We start from the raw sequence: 17,655 nt of genomic DNA on the forward strand, positions 1-17,655 counted from the left end.
CGTATGAACTTGTCAAAGAGCGATCCGGTCGAAACCGGGCATCATCGGCAACAACGGGACCAGCGCCTGACCAAGGTCAGGCTCGCCAGCCCAGACTGTCCAGAAGACGTTTCAGCGACCGGTCCGCGGGAGCGGCCGGCGCCGATGGGTGGTCGTATAGGCCCCGGATTTTCGCCCGTCAACTCCTTTGTGAAGCTCTCGCGACAGAGATCCCCCTCCCCTCCCCGTCCGGAATCGGCACGGGCGCGGCGCAGAGCCAGTGCCGCATCGCGTCGAAGGTCTCGACCGCGGCGGCCACGATCGCATCGGCGTCGCCGCGGCTCGCCTCGTCGGCGAGGCGCAGGCGAAAGGCTTTCCACATCGCGCCGGTGTCGCGGCCATGCGCGGCGTAGTAGCGGCAGCCGCTCTCGGCCGTGGGCCCGAGCCGGCGCCCGACCTGCTTGGCGATCAGCTGGCCGCCGAGGGTCGAGCCTTCGAGGACATAGAGGGCTCCGAAGGCACCGGACCGGCCGCGCGGCGGGGCAAGCTGCGGGCACGGCAGCGCTTCGATCGCCACATCGTCGAGGCCGAGGAACCGCAGATCGGCAACGAGATGCGGCAACCGCCGGCGCGGATCGAAGAAGGCGGCATCGTCGAGGGAGGCGGCCAGGGCCGGTTCCAGCACCGCATGAAAACCCCAGAACCGGGCGAGCAGCGCGCGGTAGCCGGCGAGCGACGCGATGCGGGTTTCCCAGGCCAGATCGCGCTCGATCGCCTCGTGTGCCGCCTTGGTCTCGGCGCGCAGGCGCTCCAGGATGTCGCTCACGCGGTAACCGTGAAACAGGCGCCGGGGCCGTTCTCGACTTCGAGCCGGGCGTTGATCTGGTCGAGCATCGCGCGGATCAGCTTCATGCCGAGGCCGGTACCGCGGGCCGGGGCATCAGGCCAGTCGGTCGGCAGGCCCTTGCCGTCGTCGCAGACCGAGAGGCGCACCCGCCCCTCGGCCTCGCCGGCGACGCGCACGGCGACGCGGCCGCCGGCTTCCGCGAAGGCGTACTTGAAGGCGTTGGTGATCAGCTCCGTGGCGATCAGCGACAGCGCCACCGCCTTGCGGTAAGGCACCATCAGGCCGGGCTCGACGTCGAGATCGACCTCGTGCCCCTCCCCCGCCATGCCGGCGAGATCGGCGCAGAGAGTCTCGATCGTCTGGCCGAGATCGACCTCCTCGACGCTCTCGGCCTGGTAGAGGCTGTCATGCACCCGCGCCACGCTCATCACCCGGGCGGCGGTCTCGGCGAAGGCCGCCTGCGAGGCCGGGTCGGCCACCTGGCGGCGCTGCATTTGCAGGAAGGCCGAGACGATCTGGAGCGAGTTCTTGACCCGGTGGTCAATCTCGCGGGTGAGCAGGTCCTTCTGGATCAGCAGGCGCTCCTTGTCGGCGAGGAGCCCGGTCAGTTCGGCGATCTTGCGCTGCTGGCGCAGGACCACGCCCTCCACCGCCTGGGCCAGGGCCTCGGCGATGCCGACCTGCCACGCGGCGAAGGGTTCGGAGACGCCGCGGCGCTCCTCGACCCAGCGCTCGAACGAACGCCGGGGCAGCACCGCCACCGGCCCACTGCCGGCCAGCACCGGCTTGCGCGGGTCGCCGCCCCAGGTAACGGTGCTCGGCACCTCGGGACGGAACCACAGCAGCAGGTGGCGCCGCTCCGGGTCGACGAAAACGGCAAGGAGCCCGCTGGCGCAGTCGGCGTAGGGCGCGCTCGGCGGGTGGGCGCCGGTGAATTCCGCCGTAGCGTAACTGGAGCGCTCGGTGGGCAAGGTGGCGCGCAGCCAGGCGGCGATCGCCAGGATCGCGTCGGGCGGCGGGGTCCGGCCGAGGGCGCGCACCGCGTCGTGCGAGACGGTGGCGGCGCCGCCGACCGCGAACAGGTCGAGGAGGGTATGGGCGTTCTCGGTCAGCGCACTGACGAAGTCGTCGGACCGGGCGAGTCCGCGCACCAGATCGCTCTCCAGCGCCAGATGGGCCTGTTGCTCCTGCCACAGGCGCCGGCTCTCCAATTCGTAGACCCGCATCGCAAAGGCGTCGGCCAACACGGTGGCGGCGGCACGGGTCTCCGGCGCGACGTAGTGCGGCCGGCGGTGATGGCCGATCATCAGGCCCCAAAGCCGCCCCTCGACCAGGATTGAGATCGACATCGAGCCGTTCACGCCGAGATTGCGCTGGTATTCGAGGTGGATCGGCGACAGGCTGCGTGACTGGGCGAAGGTGAGGTCGATGGGCGCGTTGGCGGTCTCCGGCGTCGCCACCAGGGGCACCGGCACGTAATCGCGGTCGATGACGAAGCGGCTCTTCGAGCGGGTGTAGAGGGCCCGGGCCTGAGCCGGGATGTCCGAGGCCGGAAAGTGCAGGCCGAGCAGGCTGCGGGTCCAGGTCGGATCCTTGTCCTCGGCGATGGCGGCGCCGTTCCAGTCCGGATCGAAGCGGTAGACCAGGATGCAGTCGAAGCCGGTGAGCGCCCGGGTCTCGCGGGCCGCGACAGTGGCGGCGTCCTCCAGGGTGCCGGCGCCGCGCAGGCGGCCGATGGCGCGTTCGGTGTCGAGCTGGCTCGCCGACGGAAAATCCTCCGGGTGGGCCGGCGCCAGCTCCAGCTCGACGAGGATGCGGTCGCCGTTGCGATGGGCCACCACCTCGGCCGGCAGGCGCAGCCCGTCCGCGGCGGGAAGCACGCTGCGCTGGCGCACGGTCCGGCCGGGATCGACATCCTCGCCCCGCAGGGTCTCGCGGATCCGGTCGGCGAGGCCGGCTCCGAGCAGGCTGCCGAGATCGAGGCCGAGCGGGTCACGGTCGAGGGCGTCGCGGACGTTGCCGCTGCACGCCACCACCGTCAGGGTGTCGAGATCGGCCGCCACCAGGACGGCGTGGGGCTGGATCGCGCCCGGAATATGGATCGGCTCCCGCTCGCACAGGCTCGGATCGACGGGCTCGGCCCGCACCCGCCGGGACACCGCCGCCAGCACCGCCTCGCGGCTGTGCCCGTGCTCCAGGGTCTGTACCGGTTCGGCGATGATCCAGTAGCGATCGGGCGCGGCGGCCTGGCGCAGGGTGATCCGCATCTGCATCGGCCGCGGATCGAAGCCGTAGACGAAGGTGAAGGTGTGATCGAGCCCGCCCCGGCGGACGCCCTCGCGGAAGCGGCCATAGAAATGCGGCAGGTGGGTGCAGGGCGCCACGTCGGTGAAGAAGTTGCGGCCGACCACCCGCTCGGCCGGGCGGCCGGAAAACGCGCTCTCGGCGCGGTTGTAGCGATGGATGACGCCGCGTCCGTCGACCTGGATCACGCCCTGGCGCAGGCGGTCGAGGTCGGATGGAGCGAGGGCATCGAGATCGATCGTCGGCGCCGTCGTCGGGTCGGGCAAGGTCACGGCGTTTCCAACACATCGATGGCCCGGGAGGGCGATGCCTCCGGCGACAGATCCCTCACCTTAGAGAGTTCCCACGCTGAACGAAACCTCAACGGCTGATTGACCGGCTTTCCCCGGCCTTGACGTCACCGTGTGCCGCCCGTGCGCGCGGCCACCGCCCTCACGGCGCTCTGGAGACCTTCCTCCAGGGTCGGGTGGTAGAACGGACGGTCGAGGAAGGTCGCGGCATCCCAGCCCTCCTGCACGGCGATCGCCATCAGGTGGGCGAGGTGCTCGATCCCGGGCCCGATCATCGCGGCGCCGGTGAGCCGGCCGTCGGGCTCGGCATAGACCCGGATCAGACCGGCGGCCCGGTCCATCGCCCGGGCGCGGCCCTGATCGGCGAACGAGCTCTCGCCGATCACCCAGTCGCAGGCCGCCTCCGCTTCGAAGGCCCGGCCAATCGCGGCGATCTGCGGGTCGGTGAAGACCAGCGCGAAGGCCGGCCAGGGCAGCGGCGCCTCGACCTGGGGGAAGCGCGCGGCATTGCCGCCGGCGATCCAGCCCTGGCGCTGGGCCTCGTGCAGCACCGGATGCTCCTGGTTGGCATCGCCCGCGATGAAGATCGGCGCGGTGCCGCATTGGAGGGTGCGCGGGTTGAAGTCCGGCAGGCCATCCTCGTCGAGGGGGAGGCCGGCGGCGCCGAGATCGAGGTCGGAGAGGTTCGGCGGCCGGCCGGCGGCGGCGAGCACGCGGTCGACGGTGGCGCTCGCCCGCTCGCCGGATGCGAGGCGCCAGTGCAGCCGCACCCCATCGCCGGCGGCCTCGGCGGATTCGACGGTGGCGCCAAGGCACAGAGACATCCCGGCACCAATCAGCGTGGCGGCGCAGGCGGCGATCTCGGGATCGCGGATGCCCCCGACGGCGTCGGCCGGATCCAGGAGCGTCACCGCGACGCCGAGGCGGGCCAGGCTTTGGGCGAGTTCGAGCCCGACAGGCCCGGCACCGAGCACCGCCAGGGATCCGGGCAGGGTCTCGATCTCGAACAGGGTGTCGGTGGTGAGGACCCGATCGGCGACCGGGCGCAGGGGCGGCGGCAGGCTCGGGGTCGAGCCAGTGGCGATCACCACCGCGTCGGCGCCGATCCGGGTGTGGTCGTCGACGAGCAGCGTGGTCGGATCGGCGAAGCGCGCGGTGCCGGAGACGCGCAGATCCGGCGGGATCCGGTCGAGCCCCTCGACGACCGAGGCGACGAAGTCGTCGCGCAGGGCCCGCATGCGGGCCATCACCGCCCGGCCGTCGACCCGCACCTCGCCCGCCGTGACGCCGAACGCGGCGGTCCCGCGTGCGTCGTAGGCGGCCCGGGCCGCCTCGATCAGGAGCTTCGAGGGCATGCAGCCGACCCGGGCACAGGTGGTGCCGCCAGGGCCGCGCTCGATCAAGGCGGCGCGCGCGCCGGCCTTCGTGGCCGCGTCGTGGGCCGCGATCCCGGCCGTCCCGGCGCCGATGATCGCCACGTCGCAGGCGAGTTCGCGCATCGCTTGTCCCCTCGGGCTACCCGGCGCGGCACGAGCGGCGACGTGGCGGATTCGACGGCTGGGCAACTTGCATCGCGGGCGATTCGTTCCCGCGCGTCAGGTTTTCGGCGCCCGGGGCGGGTCGTCCTGGCCCGCGGCCAGACGACCGCTCATCCCTGACTCTCGGCCAGGAGGCGGCTCACGAAGCCGGCGAGCCCGACTTGGCGCTCGCGGCGCAGGTGCTCGGCAGCCAGGATGGCCTCCAGGGTCTTGAACGAGCGGTCGAGGTCGTCGTTGACCAGCACGTAATCGTATTCCGACCAGCGCTCGATCTCGGTGCGAGCGTTGAGCAGGCGGCGTTCGATCGTCTCGGCGGAATCCTCGGCCCGGCGCTCCAGGCGGCGGCGCAGCTCGGCCATGCTGGGCGGCAGGATGAAGATGGTGACGACGTCGTCGCGCAGTTTCCCCCGCACCTGCCGGGTGCCCTGATAGTCGATGTCGAAGATCATGTCGCGGCCAGCTGCCAGCGCCTTCTCCACCGGGCTTCTCGGCGTGCCGTAATAGTTCCCGTGCACCTCGGCCCATTCGAGCAGGTCGTCGCGCTCGCGCAGACGCTCGAAGGCGTCCCGGTCGATGAACCGGTAGTGCTGGCCCTCGATCTCGGAGGCGCGGCGCGCCCGGGTGGTGACCGAGACGGAGAGTTCGAGCCCCCATTCGGGCCGCCGGGCCAGCGCGCGGGTCAGGGTGGTCTTGCCCGCCCCCGAGGGCGAGGAGAGGATCAGCACCAAGCCCCGGCGCGCCACCGGTGTGGTCAGGAGTTCGGAGCCCATCGTCGACACCATCGCGTTGCATCACCCTTGCGCCGGACCTTCGCGCCGGCTCGGACGCGCGCGACCGGCTTTCCCGTCATGCCTTTCCAATGCCGCCCCACCGGCGGGGGCGCAACAGGCGAGATGGCGACGGGCGGGGACAGCGATCCCCTACTCGACGTTCTGGACCTGCTCGCGGAACTGCTCGACCACCGCCTTGAGGTCGAGGCCGATGCGGGAGAGCGATACGTCGTTGGCCTTGGCGCACAGCGTATTGGCCTCGCGGCCGAGTTCCTGGGCGAGGAAATCGAGCCGGCGCCCGACGGCGCCCCCCGCAGCGAGCAGGTCGCGCGCCGCGGCGAGATGCGCGCGCAGGCGGTCGATCTCCTCCCGCACGTCGGCCCGCGCGGCGAGCAGCACCGCCTCCTGGTGCAGCCGCGCCGGATCGAGGCTGGCGGCCTCCATCAGCGCCGCGACCTGCGCGGCGAGGCGGGCCTTCACGGCCTCGGGCCGGCGGGCCGGGCAGGTTTCCGCGGCCTCCACGAGATCCGCCATGGCGGATAGCTGGCCGCCGATGATGTCGGCGAGGGCGCGTCCCTCCGCCCGGCGCCCCTCGGCCAATGCCTCGACCAGCCGGAGCGCGGCGGCCGCGAGGTCGCGCCGCAGCGCCTCGTCGTCGGCCGTCTCCTCCTCGACCTCGACCACGCCGCGCAGGCTCAGGAGCCCGTCGACGGAGGGGAGCGTGATGCCGAGCGGCATTGGCACCCGGGTGACCGCTTCGGCGAGGGAGGCGAGCAGTGCCTCGTTGATCCGCACCCGCGGCGCCGCTTCCGTCCGCGAGAGGGTCAGGGTGAGATGGCAGGTGCCGCGGCCGAAGCGCTTCTGCACCAGGGCCCGGGCTTCCTCGCCGACGGCATCGAGGCCCGCCGGGACCCGGACCCGGACCTCCAGCCCGCGGCCATTGACGCTCTTCAGCTCCCAGGCCCACTGCGCGGGTCCGGTGGTTCCGGCCTCGCGGGCAAAACCGGTCATGCTGGCGATGGACATCGGGGCGCTCTCGGCAGGTTTCGCAACAGGGGCCGCCGGCTTTGCGATCAAACCCTGCGACACGACAAGACTCCGAGCGGCGTCGCGTGGGCTTGCCCACGCCACGCCGCTCAGGGGTTGCGCGACGTCGGCGCGGCCTTGGGCTGGGACAGGACCGGCACCGTCTTGGGCGAGCTCAGGTCGTAGGTCTTGTTGCGCAGGGGATCGCGGGCGGTCCCCTCGGACGCATCGAAGGCGCGCGAGCGCGGGGTCGGGCCCGCCTCGCCGCCGTCATAGGCGAGCGGCGCGCCGGGCAGGCCGGTGCGCGGGGGCAGGGCCGCCGGATCGGCCTGGGGCGGCGGCTCGACCTTGTCGACGCCGATCGCCGCGGCCGGATCGGCGGCGGCTTTCGCCTTCTCGACCTGGCGCCAGCGGGCGACGTTGCGGTTATGCGCCTCCAGGGTCTCGGCGAAGACGTGGCCGCCGGTGCCGTCGGCGACGAAGAACAGATCCTTGGTGCGCGACGGGTTGGCCACCGCCTCCAGGGCGGCGCGGCCGGGATTGGCGATCGGTCCCGGCGGCAGGCCCTCGATCGCGTAGGTGTTGTAGGGCGTCACCCGGTCGATCTCGGAGCGCAGGATGCCGCGCCCGAGGGTGCCGCGCCCGCCGACGAGGCCGTACACGATGGTCGGGTCGGATTGCAGCTTCATCCGCTTCATGAGGCGGTTGACGAAGACGCCGGCGACCCGCGGCCGCTCGTCGGCCCGGCCGGTCTCCTTCTCGACGATCGAGGCGAGCGTGACCATTTCCTGCGGCGTGCGGACCGGCACGTCGGGCGACCGGCGGGCCCAGATCTGGTTGAGCACCTCGCGCTGCTTGGTCCGCATCAGGTTGAGGATCTTCTGGCGGGAATCGCCGCGCTCGAACTTGTAGGTGTCGGGCAGGAGCGAGCCCTCCGGCGGGGTCTCGTTGATGTCGCCGGTGAGGATGTCGTTGTCGTTGAGGCGGGCGACGATCTGCTCGCTCGTCAGGCCCTCCGGGAAGGTGATGGCGTGCTGGACCGAGCGGCCCTGGACCAGCACGTCGACCACGTCGTCGATGCTGGCATGGGCCTTGAAGTTGTACTCGCCCGCCTTGAGCGACGCCTTTCGGCCGAAGCGGGCGGTCAGCTCGAACAGCATCGGATGGGCGATCACGCCTTCGCGCCGCAGGAGATCCGCCATCTCGCCGACGCTGGAGCGGGGCACCACCACGACCTTGTCGGCTTGAAGCGGCCCGGCCTCGTTGGTCTGGCGCTCCAGCACCACGAGGCCCAGGATGGCGCCCAGCCCCACGATGACGAACAGGGTCAGGAAGCCGCTCACCGCGGCGAGCAGGCCACCCCGCTCGCGCACCGGCTTCTCGGGCGGCGGAGGCGCGGCGGTCGGCTTGATGGCCTCGCTCGGGCTGCGGGGGGCGAGCCGGTTCGGCGGGCTGACCGGCTCCGGCGCGCTCGGCGCCGGAGTCTGCGTCTTCGATCTGCGAAACATGACGGTCCTGTGGTGGCGCGTCCGGGACGCTGGCCGGTGGACGCGCGTGCCGGCCCGAGAGGGCGGAAAGCAACCGAAACCCTAGCAAGTTTTATGGCGAAATGGAGCCGCGGCGCGCCGGAAGCCACATGCGAGAAAACCCCTCCGCGCGGGCGAGAGGGGCTTTGGATGGCGTCACGGATGAAGTGGCGGGTCTCCGGCTCGCTGCGATCCGGATTCTACCCTCCTGGTCATTGCGGGGCCGCGCAGCGGGGCCCGGAATCCAGACGCGGGCGTCAGGACGGAGCGGGCCGCGTCGCGGTCGACCCGCCACCCCCTTGCGGTTCCGGATCCCGGGCTCCGTTGCGCCGCCCCGGGGACGACCCCGAGCGTGCAGTTCGGTCGGGGATCCGAAAACCCTCGGGCGATCACACCCGCCGCAGGATCAGCGACGCATTGGTGCCGCCGAAGCCGAAGGAGTTCGACAGGGCGATGTCGACATTCCGCTTCTGCGCCGTGTGCGGCACGAGGTCGATCGCGGTCTCGACCGACGGGTTGTCGAGATTGAGGGTCGGCGGCACGACGCCGTCGCGGATGGCGAGCACGGAGAAGATCGCCTCGATGGCGCCGGCGGCACCGAGCAGGTGGCCGGTGGCGGACTTGGTCGAGGACATCGCCACGTCGGTGGCGTTGCCGAGCAGGCGCTCGACCGCCTTCAGCTCCAGTTCGTCGCCGAGGGGCGTCGAGGTGCCGTGGGCGTTGATGTAGTCGATCTCGGACGGAGCGATGCCGGCGCGCTTCACCGCCGCGGTCATGCAGCGATAGGCGCCGTCGCCGTCCGGTGAGGGCGAGGTGATGTGGTAGGCGTCGCCCGAGAGGCCGTAGCCGATCACCTCGGCGTAGATCTTGGCGCCGCGGGCCTTGGCGTGCTCGTACTCTTCGAGCACCACCACGCCGGCGCCCTCGCCCATCACGAACCCGTCGCGGTCGCGGTCATAGGGGCGGGAGGCGCGCTGCGGCGCGTCGTTGAAGCCGGTGGAGAGCGCCCGGCAGGCGGCGAAGCCCGCAAGCGAGAGCCGGTTGATCGGCGATTCGGCGCCACCGGCCAGCATCACGTCGGCATCGCCCAGGGCGACCAGACGCGCGGCATCGCCGATCGCGTGGGCACCCGTGGAGCAGGCCGTCACCACGGCGTGGTTCGGGCCCTTGAGGCCGTGGGCGATCGAGACCTGACCGGAGGCCAGGTTGATGATCCGGCCCGGGATGAAGAACGGCGAGATCCGCCGCGGCCCCTTCTCGAACAGCGTCACCGAGGCATCGTAGATGCCGCCGATGCCGCCGATGCCGGAGCCGATGAGGACGCCGGTGGCGCACTGATCCTCATGCGAGGTCGGGTGCCACCCGGCGTCGTCGAGCGCCTGGCCGGCCGCCGCCATCGCGTAGACGATGAAGGGGTCGACCTTGCGCTGCTCCTTGGCTTCCATCCACCGGTCGGGATTGAAGGTGCCGTCGCTGCCGTCGCCGAGCGGGATCGAGCAGGCGATCTTGCACGCCAGATCCGACACGTCGAACGCCTCGACGCGGGCGGCACCGCTTTGCCCCTCGATGAGGCGGCTCCACGTGACGTCGACACTGCTGCCCAGCGGCGACACCATCCCGAGGCCCGTGACGACGACTCGACGCATCGCGTTATCCCGACCCGATCCCATGACGGAAGCGTTCTACCTGTTAGCGGAGGACGCGGCGGTCAGCCGGCGTTCTTCTCGAGGAACTTGATCGCGTCGCCGACCGTCTGGATCGTCTCGGCGGCGTCGTCCGGGATCTCGACGTTGAACTCCTCCTCGAACGCCATCACCAGCTCGACGGTGTCGAGGCTGTCGGCACCCAGATCGTCGATGAAGTTCGCGTTCGGGGTCACCTTCTCGGGCTCGACGCCCAGGTGATCGACGACGATCTTCTTCACCCGGTCCGCGATATCGCTCATCGTGTAGGTCCTTAAGTTACTGCTCGTGGAACTGTTCGGAGCCGCCGCGTGCGGGCGGAGCCCCGGGGGAGAGTTCGTGATGCGGCCGGCGCACCGGTCGCGCATGTCGTGGAAAAGCCGCGGACGGCCGGTCCGTCAATCCCCTTGCACGGCCGGCGGGTGCTTAACACAGGGATTCCGCCCTGGCGAGGCCCGCTTCAGCTCCGGTTAAGAAACCGTGCCTCTGCCTGGGGAAGGGGGCCGGACCGCCTAGAACATCGCCATGCCGCCGTTGACGTGCAGGGTGTGGCCGGTGACGTAGGCCGCCTCGTCGGAGGCGAGATACACCGCCGCCGCCGCGATCTCGGCGCCCTCCCCCAGGCGCCCCATCGGCACCGTCGCCAGGATGCCCTCGCGCTGCTTGTCGTTAAGCACGTCGGTCATCGGCGAGGTGATGAAGCCCGGCGCGATGCAGTTCACGGTGATCTTGCGGCTCGCCACCTCGGCGGCCAGCGCCTTGGTGAGGCCGACGAGGCCGGCCTTGGCCGCCGCATAGTTGCCCTGGCCGGCATTGCCGGTCGCGCCCACCACCGAGCCGACATTGATGATGCGGCCGTACCGGCGCTTCATCATGCCCTTCACCGCCGCCCGCGACAGCCGGAACGCCGCCGTCAGGTTCACGGCGATCACGCTGTCCCATTCCTCGTCCTTCATGCGCAGGAAGAGGTTGTCGCGGGTGATGCCGGCATTGTTGACCAGCACGTCGAGGCCGCCGAGCGCCGCTTCCGCCGCCGGAACCAGAGCCTCGACGGCCGCCGTGTCGGACAGGTTGGCCTCCAGGACGTGGACGCGCTCGCCCAGCTCGCCCGCGAGCGCCTCGAGGGCCTCGCGCCGGGTCCCCGAGACCGCGACGTGGGCGCCCTGGCGGTGCAGGGCCCGGGCGATGGCGCCGCCGAGGCCGCCGGTGGCGCCGGTGACGAGGGCCTTGCGGCCGCTGAGGTCGAACATGGGGGTCACTTTCTCAGAGCGTGAAGGCCGCGACCTCGGCCGGGGTGCCGACCGGCGTGGCGCTCGTTCCCGACACGATGCGCTTGACGAGGCCCGACAGCACCTTGCCGGTGCCGATCTCGTAGAAGGTCTGGACGCCGGAAGCCGCCATGGCGGCGACGCATTCGCGCCAGCGCACGGTGCCGGTGACCTGCTCCACCAGGGCTGCGCGGATCGCCGCCGGCTCGCTGATGGGCGCGGCCAGCACGTTCGCCATCACCGGGACGGCGGCGGGGCGCAAGGACACGGCCTCCAACGCCGCGCGCATCGCGTCGGCGGCGGGGGCCATCAGGCGGCAATGGAAGGGCGCGGAGACGTTGAGCATCACCGCGCGCTTGGCGCCGCGGCCCTGCGCCAGGGCCACGGCCCGCTCGACCGCCACGCGGTCGCCCGACACCACCACCTGACCGGCGCCGTTGTCGTTGGCGACGTCGCACACGTCGGATTGTCCGGCCTCGCCCTGGCGGGCCGCCGCGGCGACCTCGGCCGCCGCCCCGACGTCGAGGCCGAGAAGCGCCGCCATGGCGCCGGACCCCACCGGCACCGCCTTCTGCATCGCCTCGCCGCGCAGGCGCAGCAGGCGCGCCGCATCGGCCAGCGACAGGCTGCCGGCGGCGGCGAGCGCGCTGTACTCGCCGAGCGAGTGGCCGGCCACGAACGCCGCGTCCCGGGCGAGATCCAGGCCGCGCTCCGCTTCGAGCACCCGCAGGACCGCGAGGCTGGAGGCCATCAGGGCCGGCTGGGCATTGGCGGTGAGGGTCAGCTCCTCGGCCGGCCCCTCGAACATCAGGCGCGAGAGGTTCTGGTTCAGAGCCTCGTCGATCTCGGCGAAGACGGCGCGAGCGGCCGGGTGGTCCTGAGCGAGGGCGGAGCCCATGCCGACGGCCTGGCTGCCCTGGCCCGGAAAGATGAAGGCGCGCGACACGTGCGGGGGTCTTCCTGCCCTGAGAGAGTCGATGCGGCTGCGGGACGCAGCGATTGGGCGGCGCCAGTCGCAGAGCGGCCGGCACGAGTCAAGCGTGGCCGGACGGCAAAAATGCGCCGCCCGACGGGGATGAATCCTGGCGGACGGATCCTGCCGCTCCGCCGGTTCTCCGCGGAGGCGGCGTTGTTCGGCGCCACGACATGGCACGGGGACATGGCATGGGGACATGGCACGGGCTACCTCCTATTCCCCTGGGCGGCGAGAGGGCAAACCCGCGCCTCCGAGGTTATCCGACAGACCCGCAAAGCCCCACAGGATCCCCATCCACCCCGACGCTTGTTGCAAAACGGCATCTCGTGTAGGGAGGCGGTTATTCCGAGATTTTCGTACACCTAAGGAAGGGGTCGCGCATGGCTCGCGTCACCGTTGAGGACTGCATCGACAAGGTCGAGAACCGCTTCGAGCTGGTGCTGCTCGCCGGCCACCGGGCCCGGCTGCTCTCCTCCGGCGCCCCCCTCACCGTCGACCGCGACCGCGACAAGAACCCGGTCGTGGCCCTGCGTGAGATCGCCGACGAGACCATCACGCCGGACGACCTCAAGGAGCAGCTGATCCACTCGCTCCAGAAATACGTCGAGGTCGACGAGCCGGAGGCCGAGACGGTGCCGCTGCTCTCCAGCTCGCCCGCCGCCGCCGCGGTGGCGCCGCAAGGCTCGGGCGACGACGGCGACATCCAGTTCGACCGGATGAGCGAGGAGGACCTGCTGCGCGGCCTCGAGAACCTCGCGCCCCCGACCGAGACCGAAGAGGAAGGCGACTGAGCCTCCCGCCGCACCGCGACACGACCCGAATCCGGCCGCGAGGCCGGCAGAACCCGGCCGGAAGGCCGGGTTTTTTCGTGACCTTTTTGGCCGGTCCGACGCAGAAGCGGGGCTGACGCGACGTTTAGGGGCTGGCGCCGCCGCCCGTTCGGCTCGATATTTAATCCCGGACCTCCACCCAGCGTCGTCGGCGTTCAGCGCAACCGGCCCGATCCGGCACGCCGCGACGCCCCCGCGCCGGCCTTTGCGCCGGCGCCCTGTCGCGCGCCAAGGAGACCAACGGCGGATGATGCGCCAGTACGAGCTCGTCGAGCGGGTCAAGGCCTACAATCCCGGCGCCGACGAGGCGCTGCTGAACCGGGCCTATATCTACGCGATGCGGGCGCACGGCACGCAGAAGCGCGCCTCGGGGGATCCCTTCTTCGCCCACCCGCTCGAAGTGGCGGCCATCCTCACCGACCTGCGGCTCGACGACGCGACCATCGTGGCGGCGGTGCTGCACGACACCGTCGAGGATACGGCCGCCACCCTCGACGAGATCAACCGGGTCTTCACCCCCGAGATCGGCAAGCTCGTCGACGGGCTCACCAAGATCAAGCGTCTGGACCTCGTCTCGAAGCGCGCCGCGCAGGGCGAGAACTTCCGCAAGCTGCTGCTCGCCATCGCGGCGGACGTGCGGGTGCTGCTGGTCAAGCTGGCCGACCGGCTGCACAACATGCGGACCCTCCAGCACATGCCGGCGGAGAAGCGCGCCCGCATCGCCCAGGAAACCCTCGACATCTACGCGCCGCTCGCCAGCCGCATGGGCATGCAGGAGCTGCGCGAGGAGTTGGAAGACCTCTCCTTCGTCAACCTGAAGCCCGACGTCTACGCGACGATCGCCAAGCGCCTCGCCGACCTCTCGGCCAAGTCCGAGCGGCTGGTCGAGAGCATCGAGCGCGACCTGATCGCCAAGCTGGCCCTTGCCGGGATCACCGCCACCGTCAAGGGACGGCAGAAGCGCCCCTACTCGATCTGGAGCAAGATGGAGCGCAAGTCGGTTGCCTTCGAGCAGCTCTCCGACATCTTCGGCTTCCGGGTCATCGTCAACAGCGTCGATACCTGCTACCGGGCGCTCGGCGTCGTCCACACCACCTGGCCGATGGTGCCGGGCCGCTACAAGGACTACATCTCGACCCCGAAGCAGAACGACTACCGGTCGATCCACACCACGGTGATCGGCCCGAAGAGCCAGCGCGTCGAACTCCAGATCCGCACCACCGAGATGGACGAGATCGGCGAGTACGGCATCGCCGCGCACGCGCTCTACAAGGACGGCTCGCCGCATCTGGCCACCGAGAGCGGCGCCTACCAGTGGCTGCGCCGCACCATCGAACTCCTCGCCGAGGGCGACAGCCCGGAGGAGTTCCTGGAGCATACCAAGCTCGAACTGTTCCAGGACCAGGTCTTCTGCTTCACCCCGAAGGGCCGGCTGATCGCCCTGCCCCGGGGCGCGACGCCGATCGACTTCGCCTATGCGGTCCACACGGATGTCGGCAACACCGCGGTCGGCGCCAAGATCAACGGCCGCATCGCACCGCTCCTCACCGAGTTGCAGAACGGCGACGAGGTCGAGATCGCTCGGGCCGACGGCCAGACCCCGCCGGCGGCGTGGGAATCCCTGGTCGTCACCGGCAAGGCCCGGGCGGCGATCCGGCGGGCCACCCGCTCGGCGGTGCGGCGGCAATATGCCGGCCTCGGCCGGCAGATCCTCGACCGCGCCTTCGAGCGGGCCGGCAAGAACTTTTCCGACGAGAAGCTGCGTGGCGCCCTGCCGCGGCTCGCCCGCCAATCGACCGAGGACGTGTTCGCCGCGGTGGGCCGGGGCGAGATGTTCTCCGGCGACGTCGTGAAGGCGGTCTATCCCGATTACAAGGACGAGCGCCGCGGCGCGGCCGCGAGCCAGGCCGCCAGCCAGGCCGCGCCCGGCCAGCCGCGCCCGCACGTCAACGGCGCCGGCCGCCTGTCCCTCGACAAGGACCAGACGGTGCGCCTGACCTGGCCGGGCAAGAGCGGCGCCGACAAGGGAGGCCTCGAGGACGGCGCGATCCCGATCCGCGGCCTCGACCGCGACGTGCTGGTGCGGTTCGCCCCCGATGGCGGCGCGGTGCCGGGCGACCGGATCGTCGGCATCCTCACCCCCGGCGAGGGTGTGACGATCTATCCGATCCAGTCGCCGGCGCTGGCCGCCTTCGACAACGAACCCGACCGCTGGCTCGACGTGCGCTGGGACGTGGACGGCGCCTCCAACCAGCGCTTCCCGGCGCGGCTCGCCCTGCAATCGATCAACGAGCCCGGCAGCTTCGCCCAGATCGCCCAGGTGATCGCCGACCACGACGGCAACATCGACAACATCTCGATGAAGCGCCGGAGCCAGGACTTCACCGACGTCACGATCGACCTTGCGGTCTGGGACCTGAAGCACCTCAACGCCATCGTGTCGGAACTCAGGGCCAAGCGCGTGGTGAGCCGGGTCGACCGCGTGAACGGGTGAGCGGGAGGCGGGCTGGGGCAGCAGGATGACAAGGAAACCGTTGCGGGATCAGCGCTTTTTCGCCGTTATCCCGCATCGCGGCAGGGGCCGTTACCCTTAAACGGCCATTAACCGCGCCCCCCCATCCTCAAAGTCCAGTTCCGCGTACCCGGTCCAGTCCCGCATGCGTTCGCTACGTCGCTCGGCATCGCCCTACGATGGCCTCATCGACACGCTCCGCGCGTTCCTGACGCGGCGGGCGACGGAGGTCACCGGCCTCGCCCTGCTCGTCGGGGCGGCGTGCTTCACCGTGGCCCTGGCGACCTGGTCGATCGACGACCCGAGCCTCAACCACGCCACCTCGCGCACGGCCCGCAACCTCCTCGGCTTCAGCGGCGCGGTGGCGTCGGATCTCGGCATGCAGCTTCTCGGCCTGGGGGCGCTCGCCTTCGCGCTGCCGCCGGCGGTGTGGGGCATGCGGCTGTTGCGCACCCACCGGCTGGCGCGGCTGCAATTGCGGCTGGTGCTCTGGATCATCGGCTTCGGCGCGGCGAGCGGCATGGCAAGCGCCCTGCCGCCGACCGCGCGCTGGCCGCTGCCGACCGGCCTCGGCGGCGTCGCGGGCGACGCGCTGCTCGCCGCCGCCAAGGCGATTGCCGGCCCGGCCGGCGCTTTCGCGGGCTTCCTCTACGCGGCGATCGCGGTGGTCAGCCTGACCGGCGCCTGCGGCTTCGGGCTGATCGAGGACGAGGAGGGCGACGAGGAGGCCGAATCCTTCGCGCCCGTGGTGAGCCGCTACGACGAGCGGCAGCCCCGCCGCGGGCCCGGCCCGGCCCATGACGACGAATCGCCCGGGCTCGGCCTCGCCTCCCTGGGGGCGCTCGCCCATCTGGCGATCAGCGCCCGAAGCGCCGTGGCGCAGAAGATCGATGCGATTCGCGACGGCTCCTGGCGGCACGGTGCCGCCGATCCCTATTCCGGCAACTCGCCGGCGCTCGCCGCCCGCCGCGCCTTCGCCGAGCCCGGCGACGCCTGGGACGAGCCGGAGCCCCAGGCCGAGCGTCCCGCCAAGTCCGGCCGGCGTGAGCCGGTCTTCACGGAGGGCCCGCCGCGCCGGGTCGAGGCGGCGCCGCGCCGGTCCGAGCCGACGATCGACGACGACCTGGGGGACGAGGACGACGACGCGATGGAGACCGCGCGCGGCCGCGTCGCGCCCCCTCCCCCGCCGATCCAGACCCGCCGCGCGCCGCCGCCCGGACCGGTCTCGCCGGATTCCTACGAGCTGCCCGCGCTGGGGCTGCTCGCCGAGCCGCGCCACCCGGCGCCGAGCGCCGCGGTGTCGACCGACGCGCTGGAGCAGAACGCGACGTTGCTCGAATCGACGCTGGAGGATTTCGGCGTGCGCGGCGAGATCCTGGCGGTCCGGCCGGGCCCGGTGGTCACGCTCTACGAGATGGAGCCGGCGCCCGGCACCAAGTCGAGCCGCGTCATCTCGCTGGCCGACGACATCGCCCGCTCGATGTCGGCCATCTCGGCCCGCGTCGCCGTGGTGCAGGGCCGCAACGCCATCGGCATCGAATTGCCGAATGCCCGCCGCGAGACGGTGTACCTGCGCGAACTCCTGACCTCGCCGGTCTTCGTCGAGACCAAGCAGAAGCTCGCGCTCTGCCTCGGCAAGAACATCGGCGGCGAGGCGATCATCGCCGATCTCGCCCGCATGCCCCACCTGCTGGTGGCCGGTACCACCGGCTCGGGCAAGTCGGTCGCCATCAACACCATGATCCTGTCGCTGCTCTACCGGATGAAGCCGGAGGAGTGCCGCCTGATCATGGTCGACCCGAAGATGCTGGAACTCTCCGTCTATGACGGCATCCCGCACCTGCTCTCTCCCGTCGTCACCGATCCCAAGAAGGCGGTCATCGCGCTCAAATGGGCGGTGCGCGAGATGGAGGAGCGCTACAAGAAGATGGCGCGCCTCGGGGTGCGCAACATCGACGGGTTCAACGCCCGGGTGGCGGAGGCCCGCGCGCGGGGCGAGGTCATCACCCGCACGGTCCAGACCGGCTTCGACCGCGAGACCGGGGAGGCGGTCTACGAGGACGAGGTGATGGACCTCGTGCCGCTCCCCTACATCGTGATCGTGGTC

13 protein-coding genes are annotated in these 17,655 nt (G+C 71.2%); 3 read left to right on the forward strand and 10 right to left on the reverse strand.

Going from position 1 to position 17,655, the window contains the following annotated elements:
- Nucleotides 1-178: 178 nt before the first annotated feature.
- The 10 genes from VP06_RS08435 to fabD form a co-directional block, all read right to left on the reverse strand.
- Nucleotides 179-805, reverse strand: a complete 627-nt coding sequence (locus VP06_RS08435) for a biliverdin-producing heme oxygenase (RefSeq protein WP_048463340.1) — start codon at nucleotides 803-805, stop codon at nucleotides 179-181.
- Nucleotides 802-3,402, reverse strand: a complete 2,601-nt coding sequence (locus tag VP06_RS08440) for a histidine kinase dimerization/phosphoacceptor domain -containing protein (RefSeq protein ID WP_425350895.1) — start codon at nucleotides 3,400-3,402, stop codon at nucleotides 802-804. Before VP06_RS08440 ends, VP06_RS08435 begins: the two co-directional genes overlap by 4 nt.
- A 125-nt stretch (nucleotides 3,403-3,527) precedes the next feature.
- Entirely contained in the window at nucleotides 3,528-4,919 is a 1,392-nt protein-coding gene (locus VP06_RS08445) for a dihydrolipoyl dehydrogenase (RefSeq protein WP_048463341.1), read from the reverse strand.
- A gap of 149 nt (nucleotides 4,920-5,068) precedes the next feature.
- A complete protein-coding gene (gene gmk / locus VP06_RS08450) occupies nucleotides 5,069-5,728 on the reverse strand; it encodes a guanylate kinase (protein ID WP_156295507.1) in 660 nt (219 codons plus the stop codon).
- A gap of 150 nt (nucleotides 5,729-5,878) precedes the next feature.
- Nucleotides 5,879-6,754, reverse strand: coding sequence for a YicC/YloC family endoribonuclease (locus VP06_RS08455; RefSeq protein WP_048463343.1), 876 nt, complete (start codon nucleotides 6,752-6,754; stop codon nucleotides 5,879-5,881).
- Between the two features lie 110 nt (nucleotides 6,755-6,864).
- Nucleotides 6,865-8,262 carry an endolytic transglycosylase MltG gene (mltG, locus tag VP06_RS08460; RefSeq protein ID WP_048463344.1) on the reverse strand — a complete coding sequence of 466 codons (1,398 nt, stop codon included), beginning with the start codon at nucleotides 8,260-8,262 and terminating at the stop codon, nucleotides 6,865-6,867.
- A 407-nt stretch (nucleotides 8,263-8,669) separates the two neighbouring features.
- On the reverse strand, nucleotides 8,670-9,926 hold the full coding sequence (fabF, locus tag VP06_RS08465) for a beta-ketoacyl-ACP synthase II (RefSeq protein ID WP_048463345.1): 1,257 nt from the start codon (nucleotides 9,924-9,926) through the stop codon (nucleotides 8,670-8,672).
- Nucleotides 9,927-9,988: 62 nt separating this feature from the next.
- Nucleotides 9,989-10,225: an acyl carrier protein gene (locus VP06_RS08470; RefSeq protein WP_048430877.1), complete on the reverse strand. Its 237-nt coding sequence runs from the start codon at nucleotides 10,223-10,225 to the stop codon at nucleotides 9,989-9,991.
- Between the two features lie 249 nt (nucleotides 10,226-10,474).
- On the reverse strand, nucleotides 10,475-11,212 hold the full coding sequence (fabG, locus tag VP06_RS08475; RefSeq protein WP_048463346.1) for a 3-oxoacyl-[acyl-carrier-protein] reductase: 738 nt from the start codon (nucleotides 11,210-11,212) through the stop codon (nucleotides 10,475-10,477).
- 13 nt (nucleotides 11,213-11,225) lie between these two features.
- Nucleotides 11,226-12,176, reverse strand: a complete 951-nt coding sequence (gene fabD / locus VP06_RS08480) for an ACP S-malonyltransferase (RefSeq protein ID WP_048463347.1) — start codon at nucleotides 12,174-12,176, stop codon at nucleotides 11,226-11,228.
- 410 nt (nucleotides 12,177-12,586) lie between these two features.
- Here fabD and rpoZ point away from each other — a divergent pair, with 410 nt between their 5' ends.
- The 3 genes from rpoZ to VP06_RS08495 all read left to right on the forward strand — a co-directional run.
- A complete protein-coding gene (gene rpoZ / locus VP06_RS08485; RefSeq protein WP_048463348.1) occupies nucleotides 12,587-12,997 on the forward strand; it encodes a DNA-directed RNA polymerase subunit omega in 411 nt (136 codons plus the stop codon).
- Between the two features lie 286 nt (nucleotides 12,998-13,283).
- Complete coding sequence (locus VP06_RS08490) at nucleotides 13,284-15,530, forward strand: RelA/SpoT family protein (RefSeq protein ID WP_048463349.1); 2,247 nt, start codon at nucleotides 13,284-13,286, stop codon at nucleotides 15,528-15,530.
- A 163-nt stretch (nucleotides 15,531-15,693) separates the two neighbouring features.
- The coding region (locus tag VP06_RS08495) for a DNA translocase FtsK 4TM domain-containing protein (RefSeq protein WP_048463350.1) at nucleotides 15,694-17,655 on the forward strand (1,962 nt) is incomplete at its 3' end.

The organism is Methylobacterium aquaticum (assembly GCF_001043915.1).
Classification (GTDB): domain Bacteria; phylum Pseudomonadota; class Alphaproteobacteria; order Rhizobiales; family Beijerinckiaceae; genus Methylobacterium; species Methylobacterium aquaticum.